The 24516-nt window shown below is 22.2% G+C and carries 35 protein-coding genes and 2 pseudogenes; 13 read left to right on the forward strand and 24 right to left on the reverse strand.

Annotated elements, in window-relative coordinates; translation table 4 throughout:
- The first annotated feature begins 193 nt into the window (after positions 1-193).
- Together ABWV63_RS07855 and ABWV63_RS07860 are read left to right on the forward strand one after the other, a co-directional pair.
- Positions 194-346, forward strand: coding sequence for a transposase (locus ABWV63_RS07855; protein ID WP_353307219.1), 153 nt, complete (start codon positions 194-196; stop codon positions 344-346).
- Positions 347-505: 159 nt separating this feature from the next.
- Positions 506-1147 carry an IS256 family transposase gene (locus tag ABWV63_RS07860; RefSeq protein ID WP_353307220.1) on the forward strand — a complete coding sequence of 214 codons (642 nt, stop codon included), beginning with the start codon at positions 506-508 and terminating at the stop codon, positions 1145-1147.
- A gap of 139 nt (positions 1148-1286) precedes the next feature.
- On the opposite strand, the gene ABWV63_RS07865 is transcribed toward ABWV63_RS07860, so the two are convergent.
- From ABWV63_RS07865 to ABWV63_RS07880, 4 genes are all read right to left on the reverse strand, one after another.
- Positions 1287-1778, reverse strand: coding sequence for an IS630 family transposase (locus tag ABWV63_RS07865; RefSeq protein ID WP_353305895.1), 492 nt, complete (start codon positions 1776-1778; stop codon positions 1287-1289).
- 130 nt (positions 1779-1908) lie between these two features.
- Positions 1909-3147 carry an IS256 family transposase gene (locus ABWV63_RS07870; RefSeq protein WP_353305896.1) on the reverse strand — a complete coding sequence of 413 codons (1239 nt, stop codon included), beginning with the start codon at positions 3145-3147 and terminating at the stop codon, positions 1909-1911.
- Positions 3148-3226: 79 nt separating this feature from the next.
- Positions 3227-3394, reverse strand: a complete 168-nt coding sequence (locus ABWV63_RS07875) for a hypothetical protein (protein WP_353305897.1) — start codon at positions 3392-3394, stop codon at positions 3227-3229.
- Complete coding sequence (locus ABWV63_RS07880) at positions 3372-3554, reverse strand: IS630 transposase-related protein (RefSeq protein ID WP_353305898.1); 183 nt, start codon at positions 3552-3554, stop codon at positions 3372-3374. The genes ABWV63_RS07875 and ABWV63_RS07880 overlap by 23 nt, the downstream gene beginning before the upstream one ends.
- Positions 3555-3951: 397 nt before the next feature.
- Between ABWV63_RS07880 and ABWV63_RS07885 the strand changes: the two genes are divergently transcribed.
- From ABWV63_RS07885 to ABWV63_RS07900, 4 genes are all read left to right on the forward strand, one after another.
- Positions 3952-4389, forward strand: a complete 438-nt coding sequence (locus ABWV63_RS07885) for a transposase family protein (protein ID WP_353305692.1) — start codon at positions 3952-3954, stop codon at positions 4387-4389.
- A gap of 7 nt (positions 4390-4396) precedes the next feature.
- On the forward strand, positions 4397-4804 hold the full coding sequence (locus ABWV63_RS07890; protein WP_353305899.1) for a transposase family protein: 408 nt from the start codon (positions 4397-4399) through the stop codon (positions 4802-4804).
- Positions 4805-5653: 849 nt separating this feature from the next.
- Positions 5654-6001 carry a transposase family protein gene (locus ABWV63_RS07895; RefSeq protein ID WP_353305900.1) on the forward strand — a complete coding sequence of 116 codons (348 nt, stop codon included), beginning with the start codon at positions 5654-5656 and terminating at the stop codon, positions 5999-6001.
- A gap of 97 nt (positions 6002-6098) precedes the next feature.
- Entirely contained in the window at positions 6099-6323 is a 225-nt protein-coding gene (locus tag ABWV63_RS07900) for a transposase (RefSeq protein WP_353305901.1), read from the forward strand.
- A 363-nt stretch (positions 6324-6686) separates the two neighbouring features.
- Here ABWV63_RS07900 and ABWV63_RS07905 read toward each other — a convergent pair whose 3' ends face one another.
- The 7 genes from ABWV63_RS07905 to ABWV63_RS07935 form a co-directional block, all read right to left on the reverse strand.
- A complete protein-coding gene (locus ABWV63_RS07905) occupies positions 6687-6854 on the reverse strand; it encodes a hypothetical protein (protein ID WP_353305902.1) in 168 nt (55 codons plus the stop codon).
- Entirely contained in the window at positions 6802-6915 is a 114-nt protein-coding gene (locus ABWV63_RS07910; protein ID WP_353307221.1) for an SBBP repeat-containing protein, read from the reverse strand. The genes ABWV63_RS07905 and ABWV63_RS07910 overlap by 53 nt, the downstream gene beginning before the upstream one ends.
- 242 nt (positions 6916-7157) lie before the next feature.
- Entirely contained in the window at positions 7158-7328 is a 171-nt protein-coding gene (locus ABWV63_RS07915; protein ID WP_353305903.1) for a hypothetical protein, read from the reverse strand.
- A gap of 458 nt (positions 7329-7786) precedes the next feature.
- On the reverse strand, positions 7787-8164 hold the full coding sequence (locus ABWV63_RS07920) for a hypothetical protein (RefSeq protein WP_353305904.1): 378 nt from the start codon (positions 8162-8164) through the stop codon (positions 7787-7789).
- Between the two features lie 139 nt (positions 8165-8303).
- Complete coding sequence (locus tag ABWV63_RS07925; RefSeq protein ID WP_353305905.1) at positions 8304-8549, reverse strand: hypothetical protein; 246 nt, start codon at positions 8547-8549, stop codon at positions 8304-8306.
- Positions 8550-8792: 243 nt separating this feature from the next.
- Positions 8793-9029 (reverse strand): transposase, encoded by a 237-nt coding sequence (locus ABWV63_RS07930; RefSeq protein ID WP_353305906.1) that lies wholly within the window; start codon positions 9027-9029, stop codon positions 8793-8795.
- Between the two features lie 55 nt (positions 9030-9084).
- Positions 9085-9525, reverse strand: coding sequence for a hypothetical protein (locus tag ABWV63_RS07935; protein ID WP_353305907.1), 441 nt, complete (start codon positions 9523-9525; stop codon positions 9085-9087).
- An 871-nt stretch (positions 9526-10396) separates the two neighbouring features.
- Here ABWV63_RS07935 and alaS point away from each other — a divergent pair.
- Entirely contained in the window at positions 10397-13117 is a 2721-nt protein-coding gene (alaS, locus tag ABWV63_RS07940) for an alanine--tRNA ligase (RefSeq protein ID WP_353305908.1), read from the forward strand.
- On the opposite strand, the gene ABWV63_RS07945 is transcribed toward alaS, so the two are convergent.
- Positions 13118-13483 (reverse strand): transposase, encoded by a 366-nt coding sequence (locus ABWV63_RS07945; protein ID WP_353305909.1) that lies wholly within the window; start codon positions 13481-13483, stop codon positions 13118-13120.
- 133 nt (positions 13484-13616) lie between these two features.
- Here ABWV63_RS07945 and ABWV63_RS07950 point away from each other — a divergent pair, with 133 nt between their 5' ends.
- The gene (locus ABWV63_RS07950; RefSeq protein ID WP_353305910.1) at positions 13617-14138 is read left to right on the forward strand and encodes an IS630 transposase-related protein; all 522 of its coding nucleotides are present in this window, start codon (positions 13617-13619) and stop codon (positions 14136-14138) included.
- Here ABWV63_RS07950 and ABWV63_RS07955 read toward each other — a convergent pair.
- The 3 genes from ABWV63_RS07955 to ABWV63_RS07965 form a co-directional block, all read right to left on the reverse strand.
- The gene (locus ABWV63_RS07955) at positions 14131-14496 is read right to left on the reverse strand and encodes a transposase (RefSeq protein ID WP_353305911.1); all 366 of its coding nucleotides are present in this window, start codon (positions 14494-14496) and stop codon (positions 14131-14133) included. The genes ABWV63_RS07950 and ABWV63_RS07955 overlap by 8 nt on opposite strands.
- 64 nt (positions 14497-14560) lie before the next feature.
- Complete coding sequence (locus ABWV63_RS07960; RefSeq protein WP_353305912.1) at positions 14561-14908, reverse strand: IS630 transposase-related protein; 348 nt, start codon at positions 14906-14908, stop codon at positions 14561-14563.
- 87 nt (positions 14909-14995) lie between these two features.
- Positions 14996-15616 carry a transposase gene (locus ABWV63_RS07965; RefSeq protein ID WP_353305913.1) on the reverse strand — a complete coding sequence of 207 codons (621 nt, stop codon included), beginning with the start codon at positions 15614-15616 and terminating at the stop codon, positions 14996-14998.
- Positions 15617-15737: 121 nt separating this feature from the next.
- On the opposite strand from ABWV63_RS07965, the gene ABWV63_RS07970 reads away from it, so the two are divergent.
- Positions 15738-15899 carry a hypothetical protein gene (locus ABWV63_RS07970; RefSeq protein WP_353305914.1) on the forward strand — a complete coding sequence of 54 codons (162 nt, stop codon included), beginning with the start codon at positions 15738-15740 and terminating at the stop codon, positions 15897-15899.
- Between the two features lie 15 nt (positions 15900-15914).
- The gene (locus ABWV63_RS07975; RefSeq protein ID WP_353305915.1) at positions 15915-16166 is read left to right on the forward strand and encodes a hypothetical protein; all 252 of its coding nucleotides are present in this window, start codon (positions 15915-15917) and stop codon (positions 16164-16166) included.
- Between the two features lie 27 nt (positions 16167-16193).
- Here ABWV63_RS07975 and ABWV63_RS07980 read toward each other — a convergent pair whose 3' ends face one another.
- Positions 16194-16445, reverse strand: coding sequence for a transposase (locus ABWV63_RS07980; protein WP_353305916.1), 252 nt, complete (start codon positions 16443-16445; stop codon positions 16194-16196).
- A gap of 101 nt (positions 16446-16546) precedes the next feature.
- Between ABWV63_RS07980 and ABWV63_RS07985 the strand changes: the two are divergent.
- Positions 16547-17785, forward strand: a pseudogene (locus ABWV63_RS07985) (IS256 family transposase).
- A 70-nt stretch (positions 17786-17855) separates the two neighbouring features.
- On the opposite strand, the gene ABWV63_RS07990 reads toward ABWV63_RS07985, so the two are convergent.
- The 3 genes from ABWV63_RS07990 to ABWV63_RS08000 form a co-directional block, all read right to left on the reverse strand.
- On the reverse strand, positions 17856-18263 hold the full coding sequence (locus ABWV63_RS07990) for a transposase family protein (protein ID WP_353305800.1): 408 nt from the start codon (positions 18261-18263) through the stop codon (positions 17856-17858).
- 68 nt (positions 18264-18331) lie between these two features.
- Complete coding sequence (locus ABWV63_RS07995) at positions 18332-18709, reverse strand: transposase family protein (RefSeq protein ID WP_353305917.1); 378 nt, start codon at positions 18707-18709, stop codon at positions 18332-18334.
- A 96-nt stretch (positions 18710-18805) separates the two neighbouring features.
- Positions 18806-19132: an IS630 transposase-related protein gene (locus ABWV63_RS08000; RefSeq protein WP_353305918.1), complete on the reverse strand. Its 327-nt coding sequence runs from the start codon at positions 19130-19132 to the stop codon at positions 18806-18808.
- Positions 19133-19501: 369 nt separating this feature from the next.
- On the opposite strand from ABWV63_RS08000, the gene ABWV63_RS08005 reads away from it, so the two are divergent.
- Together ABWV63_RS08005 and uvrC are read left to right on the forward strand one after the other, a co-directional pair.
- Complete coding sequence (locus tag ABWV63_RS08005; RefSeq protein WP_353305919.1) at positions 19502-20578, forward strand: hypothetical protein; 1077 nt, start codon at positions 19502-19504, stop codon at positions 20576-20578.
- Positions 20579-20682: 104 nt separating this feature from the next.
- On the forward strand, positions 20683-22452 hold the full coding sequence (uvrC, locus tag ABWV63_RS08010) for an excinuclease ABC subunit UvrC (RefSeq protein WP_353305920.1): 1770 nt from the start codon (positions 20683-20685) through the stop codon (positions 22450-22452).
- 263 nt (positions 22453-22715) lie between these two features.
- On the opposite strand, the gene ABWV63_RS08015 is transcribed toward uvrC, so the two are convergent.
- The 5 genes and pseudogenes from ABWV63_RS08015 to ABWV63_RS08035 all read right to left on the reverse strand — a co-directional run bounded on the left by ABWV63_RS08015 (position 22716) and on the right by ABWV63_RS08035 (position 24373).
- A complete protein-coding gene (locus tag ABWV63_RS08015) occupies positions 22716-22946 on the reverse strand; it encodes a transposase (RefSeq protein ID WP_353305921.1) in 231 nt (76 codons plus the stop codon).
- Between the two features lie 9 nt (positions 22947-22955).
- Positions 22956-23312: pseudogene (locus ABWV63_RS08020) on the reverse strand (transposase).
- Positions 23313-23518: 206 nt separating this feature from the next.
- The gene (locus ABWV63_RS08025; protein WP_353305922.1) at positions 23519-23926 is read right to left on the reverse strand and encodes a transposase family protein; all 408 of its coding nucleotides are present in this window, start codon (positions 23924-23926) and stop codon (positions 23519-23521) included.
- Positions 23914-24147: a hypothetical protein gene (locus ABWV63_RS08030; RefSeq protein WP_353305923.1), complete on the reverse strand. Its 234-nt coding sequence runs from the start codon at positions 24145-24147 to the stop codon at positions 23914-23916. The genes ABWV63_RS08025 and ABWV63_RS08030 overlap by 13 nt, the downstream gene beginning before the upstream one ends.
- Positions 24148-24160: 13 nt before the next feature.
- A complete protein-coding gene (locus tag ABWV63_RS08035) occupies positions 24161-24373 on the reverse strand; it encodes a hypothetical protein (RefSeq protein WP_353305924.1) in 213 nt (70 codons plus the stop codon).
- Positions 24374-24516 lie beyond the last annotated feature (143 nt).

The following is a 24516-nucleotide window of genomic DNA, read 5'->3' on the forward strand; positions in this document are numbered from 1 at the left end:
TGTTTAGTAATCTGTGTAACTTACAAAAATAACTATGTTTAATTAATTATAGTAAATAAAATTAAATAAATAGAAAGAGTGAGTTACGTATGTCTAAAAAACAAAATATCAATAATAATGATCCAATATCAAAAGCAGTGATAATGCTCGTAATGGTATAAGCTCAAAAAAATTAATAACCCAACAAGGTAAAATTGAGATTAATGTACCACGAGATCGTAATAGTAATTTTGAGCCAGTAATAGTTGCGAAAAGACAAAGAAGATTTGATGGTTTTGATCAACAAGTTCTTTCATTATATGCCAAAGGCATGACTTTATCAGATATTAGAATGCGGTTACAATAGTTATATCATGGTGCTGATGTTAGTGAAAGTGTTATTAGTCAAATTACTGATGATGTTATTGATGATGTTAAAGCATGACAAAATCGGCCATTATAAAGTGTTTATCCGATTGTTTATTTTGATTTTATATTAGTTAAAGTACGACAAGATAAACTCATTATTAACAAATCAGTTTATATAGCACTAGGAGTTGATTTAGAAGGTAAAAAAGATATTTTAGGTTTATGAATTAGCGAAAATGAAGGTTCTAAGTTTTGATTATCTAATTTCACAGAAATGAAAAATCGAGGCTTAAATGATATTCTTATTGCTTGTAGTGACAATTTAACAGGAATGTCAGAAGCAATACAATTAGTTTATCCTAAAACCGAACATCAATTATGCATAGTTCATCAAATTAGAAATAGTTTAAAATGTGCTTCATACAAACATAGAAAACCACTAGTTACAGATTTAAAACCAATTTATAGTGCATGTAGTGAAGAACAAGCGATGCAAGCTTTAGAATCTTTTGAAAGTAAATGGAATAAACAATATCCTCAAATCGCTAAATCATGATATAAAAATTGAGATAATTTAATGGTTTTTATTAGTTATCCTGCAGAAATCAAAAGAGTGATTTATACAACAAATGCTATTGAATCTTTTAATATTCAATTACGAAAAGTTATTAGAAATAAAAAATTTTTTCCAAATGATATGGCGGTTTTTAAAATATTTTACTTAGCAATTGAAAATATAACAAAAAATGAACAACGCCCATTCAAAATTGAAATACAGCAATTGCTCATTTTATGATAAAATTTGAAGATAGAATTAATCTAAACTAGTAACTTTGTAAAAAGATACACAGATTTTTAAAAAGCCTCAAAGCAGTAGATTTATTACTAGAAAATACTGAAGATTTAACAACAGTTTTTAAAGAGGGAGGTTTATATAGCTAACTAAAGTAATGTTTACTCATATCTTGAAAAATAAAATCAATAGCTTTTTTAATATTTGGTCAATAATTTGGTAATATTTTTCTTATATTATGTTTTATAGCAAATCAAAAATGTTCAATTGGATTTAAATTAGGAGAATATGGCGGAAGAAATAATAGTTTGCATCCAGCATTTTCAATTAATTGTTGTGTTAATTTAGATTTATGAAACGTTGCATTATCTAAAACTATAATTTGTCCACGCTTTAATACTGGAATTAGTATATTTTTTACATATGATTCAAAAATTTTACTGTTGCAATGTCCTTCAAATGCTCATAGGGCTTTTAATTTACCTTTATTTAGTGAACGAATTATACTCATTCTTTTTATTTTATATGCGGGTTTATTATCAAATAATATTTTACCTTTTTCAGATCAACCATATTTATAAAATTCATTATCATCAATTCCAGATTCATCAATATATAATAATAAATCTTCATTCATTATTTTAGCTATTTCTTTTAAAAATCTTCTTGTTTATTTTTATCTCTTTGTTCATATAGAAAAGTTTTTTTATATGTATAATTTAGTTTTTGAGGCTTTTTAAAAATCTGTGTATCTTTTTACAAAGTTACTAGTTTAGATTAATTCTATCTTCAAATTTTATCATAAAATGAGCAATTGCTGTATTTCAATTTTGAATGGGCATTGTTCATTTTATTGTTATATTTTCAATTGCTAAGTAAAATATTTTAAAAACTGCCATATCATTTGGAAAAACTTTTTTATTTCTAATAACTTTTCGTAATTGACTATTAACAGATTCAATAGCATTTGTTGTATAAATAACTCTTTTGATTTCTGCAGGATAACTAATAAAAAACATTAAATTATCTCAATTTTTATATCATGATTTAGCAATTTGAGGATATTGTTTATTTCATTTACTTTCAAAAGATTCTAAAGCTTGCATTGCTTGTTCTTCACTACATGCACTATAAATTGGTTTTAAATCTGTAACTAGTGATTTTCTATGTTTGTATGAAACATATTTTAAACTATTTCTAATTTGATGAACTATTAATAATTGATGTTCGGTTTTAGGATAAACTGATTGTATCGCTTCTGACATTCCTGTTAAATTGTCACTACAAGCGATAAGAATATCATTTAAGCCTCGATTTTTCATTTCTGTGAAATTAGATAATCAAAACTTAGAACCTTCATTTTCACTAATTCATAAACCTAAAATATCTTTTTTACCTTCTAAATCAACTCCTAGTGCTATATAAACTGATTTGTTAATAATGCGTTTATCTTGTCGCACTTTAACTACTATACAATCAAAATAAACAATCGGATAAACACTTTCTAATGGCCGATTTTGTCATGCTTTAACATCATCAATAACATCATCAGTAATTTGAATAATAACACTTTCGCTAATATCAGCACCATGATATAACTCTTGTAACTGCATTCTAATATCTGATAAAGTCATGCCTTTGGCATATAACGAAAGAACTTGTTGATCAAAACCATCAAATCTTCTTTGTCTTTTTGCAACTATTGCTGGCTCAAAATTACTATTACGATCTCGTGGTACATTAATCTCAATTTTACCTTGTTGGGTTATTAATTTTTTTGAATTTATACCATTGCGGGCATTATCACTATTATTATGTTGATTTTTTTCATATCCTAAATAATTTTGCATTTCAGAATTCAACATTTTTTCAACTAATATTTTTGTTAATTCTTTATATAAACCTCCCTCTTTAAAAACTGTTGTTAAATCTTCAGTATTTTCTAGTAATAAATCTACTGCTTTTGATATTGGATCATTATTATTAATATTTTGTTTTTTAGACATACGTAACTCACTCTTTCTAGTTATTTAATTTTATTTACTAGAATTAATTAAACATAGTTATTTTTGTAAGTTACACAGATTACTGAGCATTACCTAGTTTTTTGAAATAGTTATAAACTGTTTCTTTGGTCATATCACCAAATTTTTCAATTACTTTTTGAACTGTAACATCTTTATTTTGCGCTAAATAATTTTTTAATTCATCTAAATCCTTTATTTTGTGGCTATGTCCTTTTTGATAATTCAAAATTGGTTTTATATGCCCAGTTTTTTTTTCTTTTTCTTCATAAGAATAAAGTCTTTCTAGTAATATTGAACACTTTACAAATTTCTTTAATTTTCATGTTTTTACTTTCATAGGCTTCTATTACTTTTATTCGTAAGTCTTCAATGTATGGTTTTGGCATAATTTAATCTTCCTAATCTATTTTAAATATTGCTGAATTGTACTTTTAAATTCAAAAACTGTTTAAATTACATATTATTATTTTGAATTTCAGAATTCAACATTTTTTCAACTAATCTTTTTGTTAATTCTTTATATAAACCTCCCTCTTTAAAAAATGTTGTTAAATCTTCAGTATTTTCTAATAATAAATCTACTGCTTTTGATATTTGATCATTATTATTAATATTTTGTTTTTTAGAAATACGTAACTCACTCTTTCTAGTTATTTAATTTTATTTACCAGAATTAATTAAACATAAGACATATTCCGTAAATAAATTTTTTAAAAGTCAATTAATAATTTAAAATTTATTTTATAATTTCTTTATTAATAAATTAATAAGGTGTTGATAAAAATGAATTTTGAAAATTTAAAAAAATTAAAAAATGAACAATTTTATAGATATTTTGGTATAAAACGTTTTCATTTTGATGAAATGTTAACAAAATTAATTGAAATAGAAAATTTAAAAAAAACTAAAGGTAGAAAATATAAACTTTCAGTTGAAGAAAGATTGATGATGACTTTAGTATACTGAAAAGAATATTATACTTTTTTCCAAATGAGTATTAAATATAAAATGAGTGCATCAAGTTGTTTTCGAAATATTACTTGAGTAGAAAATAAACTTAGTGATGACAAAGATTATCAGTTTTTAAAAACAAAATATAAATCAAAAATTGAGAAAAAACAAGAAGATTTAAATGAATTTCAATTTTATTTAATTGATTCAACTGAAATTGAAATTGAAAGACCAACTAAAAAAACTACAGTTAGAATATTTTTCTGGTAAAAGTTGAATGTTTTCTATAAAATTTCAAATTATATATGACTTTTTTAATAAAAAAATTGTTGATATTTTTGCTGATAATGGAAAAGTACATGATTTTCAAATATTAAAAAATTCAAATCTTGAATTTTCAGAAAAAACAATAATTATTGGTGATTTGGGATATCAAGGAATACAAAATATTTATAAAAATACTATATTACCAATTAAAAAAACTAAAAATAAAAAATTAACTAAACAAGAAAAAATCTACAATAAAATTATTTCAAAAATTAGAATTAAAGTTGAACATGTTTTTGCTTGATTAAAAAGATTAAAAATTTTAATAAATAAATGTAGAAAAAGTATATTTAGACTTATGTACTTAAGATTTAACTTACTTTGTGAAATTTTTAATAAAACAAAACCATTAAAATAAAAAAACATTAAAAATATTTTTTTAAAAATTTAAATTTTTATTAAGTTAATATAAAAATAATATTAACAATTTTTGTGTTTGAAATATAAATTTATTTTTAAAGTATTTTTTTAAAAATATTAACTTCTATAATTATTAACACTAAAAAATTTATAAATATTATTATTGACCATTGATTAAATTTATTTACGGAATATGTCTATAGTTATTTTTGTAAGTTACACAGATTACTAAACATTACCGAAAGGAAAAAACTGTGATAATATGATTACCCTCCTTTACTTTTTTCATTAATTCTAATAAATTTTTTTTCTCCTTTTTTACATCTATAAATATTACCTAGGTGTTTTCCTTCTCTTGTTCCAATTCAAATATTTTCTTCTTTATCTATTAGTATTGCGCATATTGTATGAACATTAGAGTTTTGATATGGAATCTTTTCTGGACATTTAATAAAAATATTTTCTTGATTTATTTTGAATAGTCCTTGTGTTGTTCCTGCGTAAATATTATTGCTTTCATCTATCGCTAATGATCATACCGCACCTGATGTTCCTTTTATTTCAGAAAAATCATTATTTCCAATTTATAACTTATAAAATCTACCAGTTCCGGGTAAATTTTTTCCAGTGCTTCTATTTCAGGTTCCGACATAAATATTATGATCATTATCAACTTCAATTACATTAATAATTTCATTAAATTGTTTTGTTTTAGTAAATTCTTCTTCTTTTGTATTATATTTATAAATTAGACATATTCCGTAAATAAATTTTTTAAAAGTCAATTAATAATTTAAAATTTATTTTATAATTTCTTTATTAATAAATTAATAAGGTGTTGATAAAAATGAATTTTGAAAATTTAAAAAAATTAAAAAATGAACAATTTTATAGATATTTTGGTATAAAACGTTTTCATTTTGATGAAATGTTAACAAAATTAATTGAAATAGAAAATTTAAAAAAAACTAAAGGTAGAAAATATAAACTTTCAGTTGAAGAAAGATTGATGATGACTTTAGTATACTGAAAAGAATATTATACTTTTTTCCAAATGAGTATTAAATATAAAATGAGTGCATCAAGTTGTTTTCGAAATATTACTTGAGTAGAAAATAAACTTAGTGATGACAAAGATTATCAGTTTTTAAAAACAAAATATAAATCAAAAATTGAGAAAAAAAAGAAGATTTAAATGAATTTCAATTTTATTTAATTGATTCAACTGAAATTGAAATTGAAAGACCAACTAAAAAAAACTACAGTTAGAATATTTTTCTGGTAAAAGTTGAATGTTTTCTATAAAATTTCAAATTATATATGACTTTTTTAATAAAAAAATTGTTGATATTTTTGCTGATAATGGAAAAGTACATGATTTTCAAATATTAAAAAATTCAAATCTTGAATTTTCAGAAAAAACAATAATTATTGGTGATTTGGGATATCAAGGAATACAAAATATTTATAAAAATACTATATTACCAATTAAAAAACTAAAAATAAAAATTAACTAAACAAGAAAAAATCTACAATAAAATTATTTCAAAAATTAGAATTAAAGTTTAACATGTTTTTGCTTGATTAAAAAGATTCAAAATTTTAAGAAATAAATGTAGAAAAAGTATATTTAGACTTATGTACTTAAGATTTAACTTACTTTGTGAAATTTTTAATAAAACAAAACCATTAAAATAAAAAAATATTTTTAATATTTTTTTAAAAATTTAAATTTTTATCAAGTTAATATAAAAATAATATTAACAATTTTTGTGTTTGAAATATAAATTTATTTTTAAAGTATTTTTTTAAAAATATTAACTTCTATAATTATTAACACTAAAAAATTTATAAATATTATTATTGACAATTGATTAAATTTATTTACGGAATATGTCTATTGTTCCATTATTAGTACCAATAAAAATATTATCAGAACCATCATGTTTAATAGTAAAGCCATCAGAATCTATTTTGCCGATTGTTTCTACTTTTTTATTTTTTTTTCAGTTTAAATACCATATTACTTTTTCCAACACAATAAACATTACCATTATTATCTTCTGTGATTGAATAAATCCCATTTTTGATTTCTGGAATTGATACTATAACATTTGTAGTTTGATTACTATCACATGGCTCATCGTTTTTATTTTTTTAATTGTTTCAAACTCTTTTTCTAATTGTATAATTTTTTGATCTTTTATTTTGAATTGTTAATTTGCTTTTTTTAATTGTTGTTCAAGTTCTTCTCTTTTCACTTTACATTCTTTAAGTTTATTTTCTAATTCTTTTCTAATGTTTTTGCAATTATCTAGTTGTTGTTCTAGTTTTTTTGATAAATTGTTATACTATCGTTTTTTCTTTTTCTTTGTTTTTGTTATTAATAATTTGATTTTTTCATCAGTAAGTTTTTCAATTTCTTCAATTAAGTTTTTAATTTTATTTTTTATTTTTTCATTATTTGGTTCTTGTTTTAGTTCTGTTTCTAATAGACAAATTTGATGATTATTATTAAGCACTTTGTTATTAATATCTTCAATTTTTGATATTTTTTCTTTAATTTCTTTAGGGATAATATTATTTTTATACTTATTTTAGATTTTCAATTATTTTATCTATGTTATTAATTTGATTAGAAATTTAATTTTCTTTTATCTTTTTTTTCATTGATAGATTTCATCGATTTTTATCATTTTATCATTTTCATTTGTAACTAATTGCGCTAGTTTTTCTTTGATTTCTTTGCAACAATTATTTTTTTCTTGATTACAATTATTAGTGTTTTTTAATAGATTGATTCTTTCGTGAATTTTTAATATTTCATTATTTTTAGCATTTATTAAATTTTGATAAAATTCAATTCCTTTATTTTCTTTATCACAGTTATTTTTATTATTTTTAAGGTCTTCAATTTTCTTTTGATATTCATTAATAGTATTTTCGGTTTCTTTTGATATTTTTAGTAGTTGTTTTATTTCTAATTGTACTGTTTTATCAAATTCTTGTTCTTCTTTATTATTATTTTTTGATTAATTTTTTCTATCATTTCATAGTTAATTTTGGTTGAATCTTTTATATCATTTAATTGTTTTAATAGGTTTTGACAATTAATTAGGAGTATTTTATTTTTTTCTTCTTCAATTAATTTATTTATTTGATGTTTAACATTTTGAACTTGTTTTTCAATAGCTTCTTTTTCTTCAATATGATAATCAATGTTTTCTCTTGTATCTGGATTATTTTTTATTTCTTCAATTTCTATTGCTTTGATTGTTAGTTTTTTTTCAAGTTCTTTTAATTGTCTTTTAAGTAATTCTATTTTTTCATTTTTAATATCATTATTTTGTTCTGACATATTAGTTTTTTGTATTATATTTTTGATAAATTTTCTTATACTAATCTTTAAAAATCTTATTTTAAATATTTTTATTTTTATCTTTCTTGTGCTAGTTTTTTCAATTTTTTTTAATTGTGTAATAATTTTTTCGTTTCCATTATTTGTTGGCTTCTTCTAGTTTATTTTTTATTTCTTGTATTTTTTCAATTTCGTTTAATAATGCTTGAATTTCTTTATTGACTTCATTCAACTTAGTTTGCATTTCTTCTTTTGCTTTGTTAGTTTCTTCTAGTTTAATTTCTATTTCTTTTTTTGCAACTTCTGTGTCTGCTAGTTTTTTTTCTAATTCTTCTAATTTATTTATTGTATTATCTATTTCATTATTATTTAGTTTACTTGACATAAAATTTGTCTCCTTTTTCTTTATTAATTTGATTTATTTTTGGACTCCTTTTATAGTAATATTTTATGGATTTTATCCCTTTATGTACTATTTTTAAATTTTATCAAATAAATGGAGATAAAAGACTATCTAGGAAATTATCCCCACATGTATCTAAATCAAACACAAAATTATAGTTTCAAAACTAGGTATCTTATTGAATTTATATGCAGCTTCTTTTGCATATAAATGAATATTGTGTTTTTAAACTTTTATGTGTGTTCGGAAAGTTCGTCGGATGTGTTTTCATGCAGATTCAATCTGGTTTGTGTTTACACCTGTTGATGACACATATCCAACTTCATGATTTACGATTTCATGTTTGTGATAGAAGTTTTTGAAACTTCCATATCCCTTCCAAGAATCCGTAAATAGACAACACCCAGTAGAAATGTGTTTCAATACAAATCATAAAAGGTTTTTCTCACCTGCTTTTTTCAATACTTTCACAATTAGTTTGTTGCTGGTTTTCTAATAAACTCCAACAATCAAGGTTTTATTCAACAAGGATCTTCCTTGTTTTTTTAAAACCTACATGTGAAAGATACATTTCATCCATCTGTGCTGTGCCATCATCAATGAACCCTGCATCTTGATTGCAAATTCTAGTTCTGATTTCATGACCCATTCTTCAAGCTGTTTTATATGTCACACCCAATTCCCTTGCAACATCTGTTGATGGGATGCCATGCTTTGTGTTTATTCATCTAAAGATGAGATAAAACCAAGATGTCAAAGGTGTTTGTGACTTGTGAAAAATGGTGTCATGAAGAATACTAAATGTTTGATGACATTTCAAACATCTTATTCTTCTCAAATCAGAAACATTCAAACTAGAAGAAACACACCTGATACATTTCATTACTTTCAACTTCGCTATATATTTCAAACAATCGTTTTCATTTTGAAATATGCTATTGAATTCATTTCAATTCATTTTTTCCTCGACACTAGTACATGTGGGGATAATTTCCTATTTTAATAAAACACAAATTTAGAGTAGAAATTAAATTATTTTTTTTGTTTTTTGAAATAATAAATAAATTCATTTTTTTAAAATTTCATTTTAAAAAAATGAATAGTAATTTAATAGTTATTGTTCTTACAAAGATTAATTGTAATAAATTAATAAAATTTTTAATGCTAGATTTGATTGTAAAATTTCAATTAATTATCATTTTTATTTTTTATATTTAAGATTTACTTAAAATATTTTTTTATTCAAAATTATAGATTTAAAAATATAAAAAATGCATTAATATATTAAATTACTTACTATATTAAATAGTAAGTAATATTGAATTAAATGAATTAATTTTATATAATTTAATGATAAATTTTTATTTTTTAAAAGTTATTCTAAGCAAATATTAACTAAAGTTTATATCTGAAAAAATGAATATACAATAAAAAAAATACCACTTAAATTATATTTTTAATTAAATAGAAAAAATCTTTCTTGTAATTTTTATTATATAAAGTTAATAATTAATATTTTTTTCTTTTTAATTTATAAAAATATTTCATAATTTTATCTTTTTGCTTGTAATAACTAATATTTATGGTTAATATTAAAATTGAAATTAATATTTATATTAATCTAAATTAGATAAGTATAATTAATAATAATTAGTTTTCAGCGATAGTGAATAGTGTAAGCACTTAACCATTATTAATTAGAAGCTCCTAATTTAACGATTTTAATCATTAATTAAGAGCATTTACTTTGTAAGTGAATTAGGATGGTACCGCGTTAAAAAACGTTCCTATTTTGATAGGAATTTTTATTATTTTGAGGAGAAATTATTATGTCAATAAAATGAACAACAGATAAAGTTAGAACAACTTGATGAATTTTTTTTAAAAGTTATGATCATCACATTTTAGAAAGTGCATCACTTGTTCCAAACGATGATCCTTCACTATTGTGGATTAATTCTGGAGTTGCTGCATTAAAACCATATTTTGATGGACGACAAACCCCAATTGCTAAAAGATTAGCAAATTCACAAAAAGCAATTAGAACTAATGATATTGAAAATATTGGTATTACAGCAAGACATCAAACTTTTTTTGAAATGTTAGGTAATTTTTCAATTGGTGATTATTTTAAAAAAGAAGCTATTATTTGAGGATGAGAATTTTTAACTAGTAAAAAATGATTAAATTTAGATGCTAATTTATTATATGTAACAGTTTTTAATGAAGATGAAGAAACATATAATTTATGATTAAATATTATTAAATTACCAAAAGAACGTATTATTAAAGGTACAAGATCTACTAACTTTTGAGATATGGGTCAAGGTCCTTGCGGCCCTAATACTGAAATTTATTATGATCGCGGTATTAAATATGATCCCGAAAATATTGGTATTAAATTATTAAAAGATGATATTGAAAATGAACGTTATATTGAAATTTGAAATATTGTTTTTTCACAATTTAATAATGATGGCAAAAATAATTATACTGATTTACCAAGAAAAAATATTGATACTGGCGCAGGATTAGAAAGACTAGTAGCGATTTTACAAGATGTGCCAACTAACTTTGATACTGATTTATTTCAAAATATTATTCATGAATGTGAAAAATTGACAAATTTTCGTTATGATATTAATAATTATTTTACACAAGAGATTAAGCAAAAAACTATTAATACTGCATTTAAAATTATTGCTGATCATATTCGTTGCTTAGTTTTTGCAATTAGTGATGGTGTTTTTCCTAGTAATAAAGATCGTGGTTATGTATTACGAAGATTGATTAGAAGAGCTGTTGTATATGGACAAAAACTTAATATTAATGAACCATTTTTGTTTAAGTTAGTTTCAATTATTATAAAAGTTATGGGTCAACATTATCAAGAATTACATGAAAAAGTGGATTTAGTAACTAATATTATTAAAAGCGAAGAATTAAAATTTTGAACAACATTAATAACAGGAAAACAATTATTATTACAAGTTATTAGTAATAATAAAAAAGTAGATGCAACTGCGGCTTTTAAATTATTTGATACCTATGGTTATCCTATTGAATTAACATTAGAGATTGCAAATGAAGAAAATGCTACTGTTGATTTAAAAGGTTTTCAAAAGTTATTGGATAACAGTAAAGATAATACAAGAAAAGTAAGAATTAATCATCAAGCATTAACAATTCAATCTTCATTACTAACTAATTTAAAAGTTCCTTCAACCTTTGTTGGTTATGATAAAGAACAAATAAATACAAATATTGTTTTTATGTTTAAATCAGAGCATGAGGTAAAATTTTTAAAAAATGAAAAAGGTTATTTAATTTTAAATGAAACGCCTTTTTATGCAGAAAAGGGGGGACAATCATCTGATGATGGTATTATCAAAGGAGAAAATGGAACGGCCTTTGTTATTGATGTACAACAAGGACCACAAAAACAGCATATTCATCAAGTGGAAGTAAAAGGTGAATTAACACAAACAGAAATTTTTGAAGCACAAATTAATAGTTCACATCGTTTTTATACAAGAAAAAATCATTCAGGAACTCATTTATTACATGCTGCTTTAAGAAAATTATTAGGTTTACATGTTATGCAATCTGGAAGTTTTAATAATTATCAATATTTACGATTAGATTTTAGTCATTATCAAATGTTAACTTTAGAACAAATTATAAGTATAGAACAACAAGTAAGTAAATGAATTAAAGGTAAATATCCTTGTGAAATTATTTATTGTACATATGAAGAAGCAATCAAAATTGGAACTTTAGCTTTTTTTGGTGAAAAATATGAAGAAAAAGTTCGAGTAATTAAATTTGGTGATTTTTCAATTGAACTTTGTGGGGGTACTCATTGTTATAATTCACAAGAAGTAGAACAATTATTAATAACTAATGTTGAATCAAAAGGTTCTGGTTCTTATCGAATTCATGCTTTAACATCATTAAAAACTATTAATGAATACTTAACACAACAATTAATAATGATTAAAGAACAAAGCAATAATTTATTTATGCAATATCAAAAAAATAAAGATAATTTTATGCAAGAAGAAATTGAAAAAATATATGATGCTATTAATAACTTAAAAGTGGTAGCTGCTGATTGAAGAAAAGGAAAAATGTTATTATTAGAATTACATGGTTTATTTAAAAAATGACAAATTAATTTTGAAGAATTAAATCGTCAGAAGATAGTGAAAAAATATTTAACTTTAGTTCCAAAAAATGAAAATAATTATAAACTATTAATTGCAAATTTTGAAAATTTAGATATTAAAATATTAAGAGAAATAATTGAACATTATCGTAATCAATATCAAAATATTATTATTATTTTTATTAATAAAATTAATAATCAAGAATATTTAGTATTAGTTGCTTCAAGTAAAGAATTGCATAATAATAAACAGTATCAAAGTAATAATATTTTACAAAAAATATTAAAAACATTTAATGGTAAGGGTGGCGGTAGCCCAATCTTAGCGCAAGGGAAGATTGATAAGTTTATTACAGAAAAAGAAATTAATAAAATTATATAGCTAACTAAAGTAATGTTTACTCATATCTTGAAAAACAAAATCAATCGCTTTTTTAATATTTGGTCAATAATTTGGTAATATTTTTCTTATATTATGTTTTATAGCAAATCAAAAATGCTCAATTGGATTTAAATTAGGAGAATATGGTGGAAGAAATAATAGTTTGCATCCAGCATTTTCAATTAATTGTTGTGTTAATTTAGATTTATGAAACGTTGCATTATCTAAAACTATAATTTGTCCACTCTTTAATACTCGAATTAGTATATTTTTTACATATGATTCAAAAATTTTACTGTTGCAATGTCCTTCAAATGCTCATAGGGCTTTTAATTTACCTTTATTTAGTGAACCAATTATACTCATTCTTTTTATTTTATAGCTAACTAAAGTGATGTTTACTCATAAATAATGTAAAATAATAATATGTAATTTAAACAGTTTTTGAATTTAAAAGTACAATTCAGCAATATTTAAAATAGATTAGGAAGATTAAATTATGCCAAAACCATACAGTGAAGACTTACGAAGAAAAGTAATAGAAGCCTATGAAAGTAAAAACATGAAAATTAAAGAAATTTGTAAAGTGTTCAATATTACTAGAAAGACTTTATTCTTATGAAGAAAAAGAAAAAAAGAAACTGGGCATATAAAACCAATTTTGAATTATCAAAAAGGACATAGCCACAAAATAAATGATTTAGATGAATTAAAAAATTATTTAGAGCAAAATAAAGATGTTACAGTTCAAAAAGTAATTGAAAAATTTGGTGATATGACTAAAGAAACAGTTTATAACTATTTCAAAAAACTAAATTATACATATAAAAAAACTTTTCTATATGAACAAAGAGATAAAAATAAACAAGAAGATTTTTTAAAAGAAATAGCTAAAATAATGAATGAAGATTTAGTATATATTGATGAATCTGGAATTGATGATAATGAATTTTATAAATATGGTTGATCTGAAAAAGGTAAAAGATTATTTGATAATAAACCCGCATATATAGCTAACTAAAGTAATGTTTACTCATATCTTGAAAAACAAAATCAATAGCTTTTTTAATATTTGGCCAATAATTTGGTAATATTTTTCTTATATTATGTTTTATAGCAAATCAAAAATGTTCAATTGGATTTAAATTAGGAGAATATGGTGGAAGAAATAATAGTTTGCATCCAGCATTTTCAATTAATTGTTGTGTTAATTTAGATTTATGAAACTTTGCATTATCTAAAACTATAATTTGTCCACGCTTTAATACTGGAATTAGTATATTTTTTACATATGATTCAAAAATTTTACTGTTGCAATGTCCTTCAAACGCTCATAGGGCTTTTAATTTACCTTTATTTAGTGAACCAATTATAATCATTCTTTTTATTTTATATGCGGGTTTATTATCAAATAATCTTTTACCTTTTTCAGATCAACCATATTTATAAAATTCATTGCATTTTGATAGTATAATTTAGTTTTTTGAAATAGTTATAAACTATTTCTTTAGTCATATCACCAAATTTTTCAATTACTTTTTGAACTGTAACATCTTTATTTTGCGCTAAATAATTTTTTAATACATCTAAATCCTTTGTTTTGTGGCTATGTCCTTTTTGACAATTAAAAATCGGTTTTATATGCCCAGTTTCTTTTTTTATTTTTCTTCATAAGAATAAAGTCTTTCTAGTAATATTGAACACTTTACAAATTTCTTTAATTTTCATGTTTTTACTTTCATAGGCTTCTATTACTTTTCTTCGTAAGTCTTCACTGTATGGTTTTGGCATAATTTAACCTTCCTAATCTATTTTAAATATTGCTGAATTGTACTTTTAAATTCAAAAACTGTTTAAATTACATATTATTATTTTGCATTATTTATGAGTAAACATTACTTTAGTTAGATATATATAAACTGATTTGTTAATAATGCGTTTATCTTGTCGTACTTTAACTACTATACAATCAAAATAAACAATCGGATAAACACTTTCTAATGGCCGATTTTGTCATGCTTTAACATCATCAATAACATCATCAGTAATTTGACTAATAACACTTTCACTAATATCAGCACCATGATATAACTCTTGTAACTGCATTCTAATATCTGATAAAGTCATGCCTTTGGCATATAATGAAAGAACTTGTTGATCAAAACCATCAAATCTTCTTTGTCTTTTTGCAACTATTACTGGCTCAAAATTACTATTACGATCTCGTGGTACATTAATCTCAATTTTACCTTGTTGAGTTATTAATTTTTTTGAACTTATACCATTGCGAGCATTTTCACTAGTATTATGTTGATTTTTTTCATATCCTAAATAATTTTGCATTTCAGAATTCAACATTTTTTCAACTAATCTTTTTGTTAATTCTTTATATAAACCTCCCTCTTTAAAAACTTTTGTTAAATCTTCAGTATTTTCTAGTAATAAATCTACTGCTTTTGATATTTGATCATTATTATTAATATTTTGTTTTTTAGACATACGTAACTCACTCTTTATAGTTATTTAATTTTATTTACTAGAATTAATTAAACATAGTTATTTTTGTAAGTTACACAGATTACTAAACATTACCAGTTTAGCGGTAGTAATTGGCATTATCATGGTAGCTTATTATGCTATTGGTGGTAAATTTGCAAAAAATGATGACCAACGTAAAGAAACTATTGCTCGTATAATATGGGTTGGGGTTTGCTTAGAAATTGTAATTTTAGCAAGTTCACTAGTTTTAGGATTAAAAGATGTTATTTTAGGAATTTCTTAATAAGGGGGATATAAAATGTTACAAAAGAAAAAAGGGCTAAAAAACCCTTTTACTGTTGGTAAATCTGCAAAAATAAAACCAACATCAATAAATAATATAATAGCCATTGTTAACAACGTCATTAAAAAAATGGCTATGTTTCTTATTATAGCGTTCTTGCCCTTAATGTTAATAATGGTTATTATGATTATAATTATCGCAGCCATTATAGCAATAATTTCACCAGATACAATAAACAATTTTATCAATGCAAACGAGGCTTTTTAAAAATCTGTGTATCTTTTTACAAAGTTACTAGTTTAGATTAATTCTATCTTCAAATTTTATCATAAAATGAGCAATTGCTGTATTTCAATTTTGAATGGGCATTGTTCGTTTTTTTGTTATATTTTCAATTGCTAAGTAAAATATTTTAAAAACTGCCATATCATCTGGAAAAACTTTTTTATTTATAATAACTTTTCGTAATTGACTATTAACAGATTCAATAGCATTTGTTGTATAAATAACTCTTTTGATTTCTGCAGGATAACTAATAAAAACCATTAAATTAGGTAATGTTTAGTAATATGTGTAACTTACAAAAATAACTATGTTTAATTAATTCTAGTAAATAAAATTAAATAACTATAAAGAGTGAGTTACGTATGTCTAAAAAACAAAATATTAATAATAATGATCAAATATCAAAAGCAGTAGATTTATTATTAAAAAATACTGAAGATTTAACAACAGTTTTTAAAGAGGGAGGCTTATATAAAGAATTAACAAAAAGATTAGTTGAAAAAATGTTCAATTCTGAAATGCAAAATTATTTAGGATATGAAAAAAATCAACATAATAATAGTGAAAATGCTCGTAATGGTATAAATTCAAAAAAATTAATAACTCAACAAGATAAAATTAAGATTAATGTACCACGAGATCGTAATAGTAATTTTGATCCAGTAAATAGTTGCAAAAAGACAAAGAAGATTTGATGGTTTTGATCAACAAGTTCTTTCATTATATGCCAAAGGCATGACTTTATCAGATATTAGAATGCAGTTACAAGAGTTATATCATGGTGCTGATATTAGTGAAAGTGTTATTAGTCAAATTACTGATGATGTTATTGATGATGTTAAAGCATGACAAAATCGGCCATTAGAAGGTGTTTATCCGATTGTTTATTTTGATTGTATAGTAGTTAAAGTACGACAAGATAAAGGCATTATTAACAAATCAGTTTATATAGCACTGGGAGTTGATTTAGAAGGCAAAAAAGATGTTTTAGGTTTATTAATTAGTGAAAATGAAGGTTCTAAGTTTTGATTATCTAATTTCACAGAAATGAAAAATCGAGGCTTAAATGATATTCTTATTGCTTGTAGTGACAATTTAACAGGAATGTCAGAAGCAATACAATCAGTTTATCCTAAAACCGAACATCAATTATGCATAGTTCATCAAATTAGAAATAGTTTAAAATATGTTTCATACAAACATAGAAAATCACTAGTTACAGATTTAAAACCAATTTATAGTGCATGTAGTGAAGAACAAGCAATGCAAGCTTTAGAATCTTTTGAAAGTAAATGAAATAAACAATATCCTCAAATTGCTAAATCATGATATAAAAATTGAGATAATTTAATGGTTTTTATTAGTTATCCTGCAGAAATCAAAAGAGTGATTTATACAACAAATGCTATTGAATCTGTTAATAGTCAATTACGAAAAGTTATTATAAATAAAAAAGTTTTTCCAAATGATATGGCAGTTTTTAAAATATTTTACTTAGCAATTGAAAATATAACAAAAAATGAACACTGCCCATTCAAAATTGAAATACAGCAATTGCTCATTTTATGATAAAATTCGAAGATAGAATTAATCTAAACTAGTAACTTTGTAAAAAGATACACAGATTTTTAAAAAGCCTCAAATTTTTAAAAAAATATTAAAAATATTTTTTTATTTTAATGGTTTTGTTTTATTAAAAATTTCACAAAGTAAGTTAAATCTTAAGTGCATAAGTCTAAATATACTTTTTCTACATTTATTTATTAAAATTTTGAATCTTTTTAATCAAGCAAAAACATGTTCAACTTTAATTCTAATTTTTGAAATAATTTTATTGTAGATTTTTTCTTGTTTAGTTAATTTTTTATTTTTAGTTTTTTTAATTGGTAATATAGTATTTTTATAAATATTTTGTATTCCTTGATATCCCAAATCACCAATAATTATTGTTTTTTCTGAAAATTCAAGATTTGAATTTTTTAATATTTGAAAATCATGTACTTTTCCATTATCAGCAAAAATATCAACAATTTTTTTATTAAAAAAGTCATATATAATTTGAAATTTTATAGAAAACATTCAACTTTTACCAGAAAAATATTCTAACTGTAGTTTTTTTTAGTTGGTCTTTCAATTTCAATTTCAGTTTAATCAATTAAATAAAATTGAAATTCATTTAAATCTTCTTGTTTTTTCTCAATTTTTGATTTATATTTTGTTTTTAAAAACTGATAATCTTTGTCATCACTAAGTTTATTTTCTACTCAAGTAATATTTCGAAAACAACTTGATGCACTCATTTTATATTTAATACTCATTTGGAAAAAAGTATAATATTCTTTTCAGTATACTAAAGTCATCATCAATCTTTCTTCAACTGAAAGTTTATATTTTCTACCTTTAGTTTTTTTTAAATTTTCTATTTCAATTAATTTCGTTAACGTTTCATCAAAATGAAAACGTTTTATACCAAAATATCTATAAAATTGTTCATTTTTTAATTTTTTTAAATTTTCAAAATTCATTTTTATCAACACCTTATTAATTTATTAATAAAGAAATTATAAAATAAATTTTAAATTATTAATTGAATTTTAAAAAATTTATTTACGGAATATGTCTTATGTATAATTTAGTTTTTTGAAATAGTTATAAACTGTTTCTTTAGTCATATCACCAAATTTTTCAATTACTTTTTGAACTGTAACATCTTTATTTTGCGCTAAATAATTTTTTAATTCATCTAAATCTTTTATTTTGTGGCTATGTCCTTTTTTATAATTCAAAATTGGCTTTATATGCCCAGTTTCTTTTTTTCTTTTTCTTCATAAGAATAAAGTCTTTCTAGTAATATTGAACACTTTACAAATTTCTTTAATTTTCATGTTTTTACTTTCATAGGCTTCTATTACTTTTCTTCGTAAGTCTTCACTGTATGGTTTTGGCATAATTTAATCTTCCTAATCTATTTTAAATATTGCTGAATTGTACTTTTAAATTCAAAAACTGTTTAAATTACATATTATTATTTTACATTATTTATGAGTAAACATTACTTTAGTTAGATATATTATATAAATTAATTGTTAAATAAATATAAATAAGAAAAATGATTTATTTTAAATTTTTAAAATCTAGAAAATAATGAATATGAAATTTAAATAATACATTTTTTATGATAAAAGTATTAAAAAAAATATTATTGTTTTTTGCGATAATAAATCAAAAATCGATTATAGAAAGATATTACATATATCAATTATGTTATACTATTTTTATAAGTTATTTTGTGGAGACTGTTAAGAGGTGATATTCTTATGATTAAAAATGGCATTAAAATATCAAAATCTCAATCTCGTGGTGATGAAGTTGGGTTACTTTTTTTCTTATTAGTAATCTTCTTTTTCCTAATAGTTAGTTTAACTAGATTTTCAATAATTGGTAAAGTACTTGATGATTTTCTTTTTTCTTTTTTATTTGGATGAGTGAAATATGCTGTTTATTTCTTTCTTTCTTTAATGATTATTCCTTTAACTTTTGGTTATCGCATGCAATTTAAATTGAAGTATATTTTTGTTACTTTTTTATTTTTAGTGATTAGTTGTTGGACAACACAAACTTTAACTTTAATAATTTTAGGAAAGAATAATTTATGAACTAGTTATTATAATTTAAACCTATTAAATATTAGCGAAATATACGTTAAAACATGATGAAATACAAATGCTATAAATAATTATCTAGGTTTTTTTGCTTCACCAATTTCTTTTAAAGACTTTAGTGTTGAAACCTTTTTTCCAACATATGCTACTGGTGGCATTATTAGTAATGTTTTAATAGGTATTTTTAATTATGGTTTTTTTGTTACTAATTTAATTGCAAACTTTATTAGTTTTTTTTCTTTAACTTGTTTATTTATTTTTAATAAACCTTTTATTTTCTTTAGCAAAATAAAACAAATTATTAAACAAATTTTTATTATTAATAATAATAAAAATAAAAAGCAAAAAAATAAAATAAATGCTGATTTAAAACAAAAACATATTAAGTTAAAAAAAGAAAAATTATTAATTGATAAACAAGTTAAAAAATCTTTTAGAAACGAAAATAATTTTAATAAGGAATCGAAGAAGGAACCACCTATATCACAAGTAAAAAAAGCAGAAATAAAACAAAATGATAATAGTGACATTATCAATAAACCTTCTTCACCTATTGTTTATTTTAATGAAAATAGTTATTTAACTCCTTTTGGTAAAATTGACCCTGGAAAACAAAAAGATGTAATGAGTAATAGCAAAGGCACTCTGGTAGTTAAAAAAAGTTTAGAAGATAGTATTTTAAATCGCGAAATTATTAATGATAACGAGACTATTATTAATAACGAATCATAAGTAATTAATAATGAATAAAATTAAGAGTTTACTTTAGGATAAAACATTATATTAATGTTAAAATCAAAGTATCTTTTAATTTGTTAATAAATTTAGGTGAACTAATGGCAGAAAAATCTTTACTACAAATGAAAATTAAACTTTTACCTAATATTGCTGGATGCTATTTATTTAAAGATATACATAATAATTTAATTTATGTTGGTAAAGCTAATTCATTAAAAAAACGAGTAACTTCATATTTAAATAAAGCCAGTAATTTTAAAACAATGTTATTAGTTAATGATATTCATGATGTTGAATACATTACGACATCTAATGAAAAAGAGGCTTTAATTTTAGAACAAACATTGATTAAAAAACATCATCCTAAATATAATATTTTGTTAGCAGATGATAAACAATATCCTTATATTCAAATTACTAATAATCGTGATCCACAATATCGTTATGTACGTAGTGCTACTAAAAAAGACGGACATTATTATGGACCATTTCCCGATGGTACTGGTGCACGTGAAATTTTAAAGTTATTGGAACGAATTTTTCCATTACGAAAGTGTGCTGGTAATCTTGGTAAACCTTGTTTATATTATCATTTACAGCAATGTTCTGGCGCTTGTTTTAAATCAGTACCTATTACTTATTATGAAGATATGATTAGTAAAATTGATCAATTTTTCAAAGGGAATGTTACTGCTGTTAAAAAAATATTAATTAATAATATGAATATTAGTGTTGAAAACTTACAATTTGAAAATGCTAATCGTATTAAAATTTTGTTATCAAAAATAGATTTATTTTTATCACAACAAGTTGTTGAGTTTCAAGATTATGGAAATCGCGATTTTATTAATTTTTTAATTGAAGATGAAATGGTTTTTTTAATTACTTTATTTTATCGTAATGGTAAATTGCAAGTTAAAGATGAACAAATAGTTCAAAATAATTACTTAGAAATTCAAGATTTAATTCGTAATTATTGTCAACAACTATATAGTAAAAATGCATTACCAAACGAAATATATTTACCATCAAATATTGATTTAAAACAATTAAAATTATTATTTCCACAAATAAAATTTATTAATCCAATTAAAGGAACAAAAGAACATATTTTAACATTGGCAAAAACCAATGCCATCTATGCATGAAATAATTATTTACAAACTAATCAGTTTAATGCGCCGTTAAATATGATGAAATTATTATCACAATGATTAAAAATTCCTAATTTAAATCATTTAGAGGTTTTTGATGTTTCTAATCTTCAACAAAGCGCTAGTGTTGGTGGTATGATTGTTTATAAGAATGGTAATTATAGTTTTAATGATTATCGCAAATTTTTATTAGATCCAAAAATTGTTGATGATTATCATCGTTTTTGTGAAATGATTTATCGTAGATATCATCATTTAGTTATTAATAAATTGCAACTTCCTGATTTAATTATTGTTGATGGTGGAAAACCACAAATTAGTGCTACATTAGAACAACTAACATTATTAAACTTAACAATTCCTATTATTGGATTAGTTAAAAATAAAAAACATCAAACTGATAAAATTATAAATGATAAAATGCAAATTATTAATATTCCTAAGACTGATGCTTGTTTTTTATTTTTGAGTAAATTACAAGATCAAGTTCATAATTATGCAATTAAATATCATAAAGCAAAGCGAAGTCAATCAATGATAAGTAGTGTTTTATCATCAGTGCCAGGAATTGGTTTACAATTACAAAATAAAATATTACAGCAATTTCCAACTTGACAATTATTGCAAAATGCTACAAAAACAGAACTTTCATCATTAGTTAAATCAAAAGTAATTTTAGAAAAACTATGAAAAGAATTACATAGTTTTGAATAATATGTTATTAAGAAATAAATAATAACGTAAATAATATATTTATCTAAGTTACTAATGTAAAAATATCAAAAGTTAGATAAAAAATATTTTAATGTTTTAAGATATTGAAAATTTCAGAGGCTTTTTAAAAATCTGTGTATCTTTTTACAAAGTTACTAGTTTAGATTAATTATATCTTCAAATTTTATCATAAAATGAACAATTGCTGTATTTCAATTTTGAATGGTCATTGTTCATTTTTTTGTTATATTTTCAATTGCTAACTAAAATATTTTAAAAACTACCATATCATTTGGAAAAACTTTTTTATTTCTAATAACTTTTCGTAATTGACTATTAACAGATTCAATAGCATTTGTTGTATAAATCACTCTTTTGATTTCTGCATGATAACTAATAAAAACCATTAAATTATCTCAATTTTTATATCATGATTTAGCAATTTGAGGATATTGTTTATTTCATTTACTTTCAAAAGATTCTAAAACTTGCATCGCTTGTTCTTAACTACATGCACTATAAATTGGTTTTAAATCTGTAACTAGTGATTTTCTATGTTTGTATGAAACATATTTTAAACTATTTCTAATTTGATGAACTATGCATAATTGATGTTCGGTTTTAGGATAAACTGATTGTATTGCTTATGACATTCCTGTTAAATTGTCACTACAAGCAATAAGAATATCATTTAAGCCTCGATTTTTCATTTCTGTGAAATTAGATAATCAAAACTTAGAACCTTCATTTTCACTAATTCATAAACCTAAAACATCTTTTTTACCTTCTAAATCAACTCCTAGTGCTATATAAACTGATTTGTTAATAATGCGTTTATCTTGTCGTACTTTAACTACTATACAATAGACATATTACGTAAATAAATTTAATCAATTGTCAATAATAATATTTATAAATTTTTTAGTGTTAATAATTATAGAAGTTAATATTTTTAAAAAAATAATTTAAAAATAAATTTATATTTCAAACACAAAAATTGTTAATATTATTTTTATATTAACTTGATAAAAATTTAAATTTTTAAAAAAATATTTTTAATATTTTTTTATTTTAATGGTTTTGTTTTATTAAAAATTTCACAAAGTAAGTTAAATCTTAAGTACATAAGTCTAAATATACTTTTTCTACATTTATTTATTAAAATTTTGAATCTTTTTAATCAAGCAAAAAAATTTTCAACTTTAATTCTAATTTTTGAAATAATTTTATTGTAGATTTTTTCTTTTTTAGTTAATTTTTTATTTTTAGTTTTTTTAATTGGTAATATAGTATTTTTATAAATATTTTGTATTCCTTGATATCCCAAATCACCAATAATTATTGTTTTTTCTGAAAATTCAAGATTTGAATTTTTTAATATTTGAAAATCATGTACTTTTCCATTATCAGCAAAAATATCAACAATTTTTTTATTAAAAAAGTCATATATAATTTGAAATTTTATAGAAAACATTCAACTTTTAACAGAAAAATATTATAACTGTAGTTTTTTTTAGTTGGTCTGTCAATTTCAATTTCAGTTGAATCAATTAAATAAAATTGAAATTCATTTAAATCTTCTTGTTTTTTCTCAATTTTTGATTTATATTTTGTTTTTAAAAACTGATAATATTTGTCATCACTAAGTTTATTTTCTACTCAAGTAATATTTCGAAAACAACTTGATGCACTCATTTTATATTTAATACTAATTTGGAAAAAAAGTATAATATTCTTTTCGGTATACTAAAGTCATCATCAATCTTTCTTCAACTGAAAGTTTATATTTTCTACCTTTAGTTTTTTTTAAATTTTCTATTTCAATTAATTTTGTTAACATTTCATCAAAATGAAAACGTTTTATACCAAAATATCTATAAAATTGTTCATTTTTTAATTTTTTTAAATTTTCAAAATTCATTTTTATCAACACCTTATTAATTTATTAATAAAGAAATTATAAAATAAATTTTAAATTATTAATTGACTTTTAAAAAATTTATTTACGGAATATGTCAACTGTATGGTTTTGGCATAATTTAATCTTCCTAATCTATTTTAAAT

The sequence above is a fragment of the Spiroplasma ixodetis genome (assembly GCF_040369795.1).
In the GTDB taxonomy this organism is placed as follows: Bacteria; Bacillota_I; Bacilli_A; order Mycoplasmatales; family VBWQ01; genus Spiroplasma_E; species Spiroplasma_E ixodetis_B.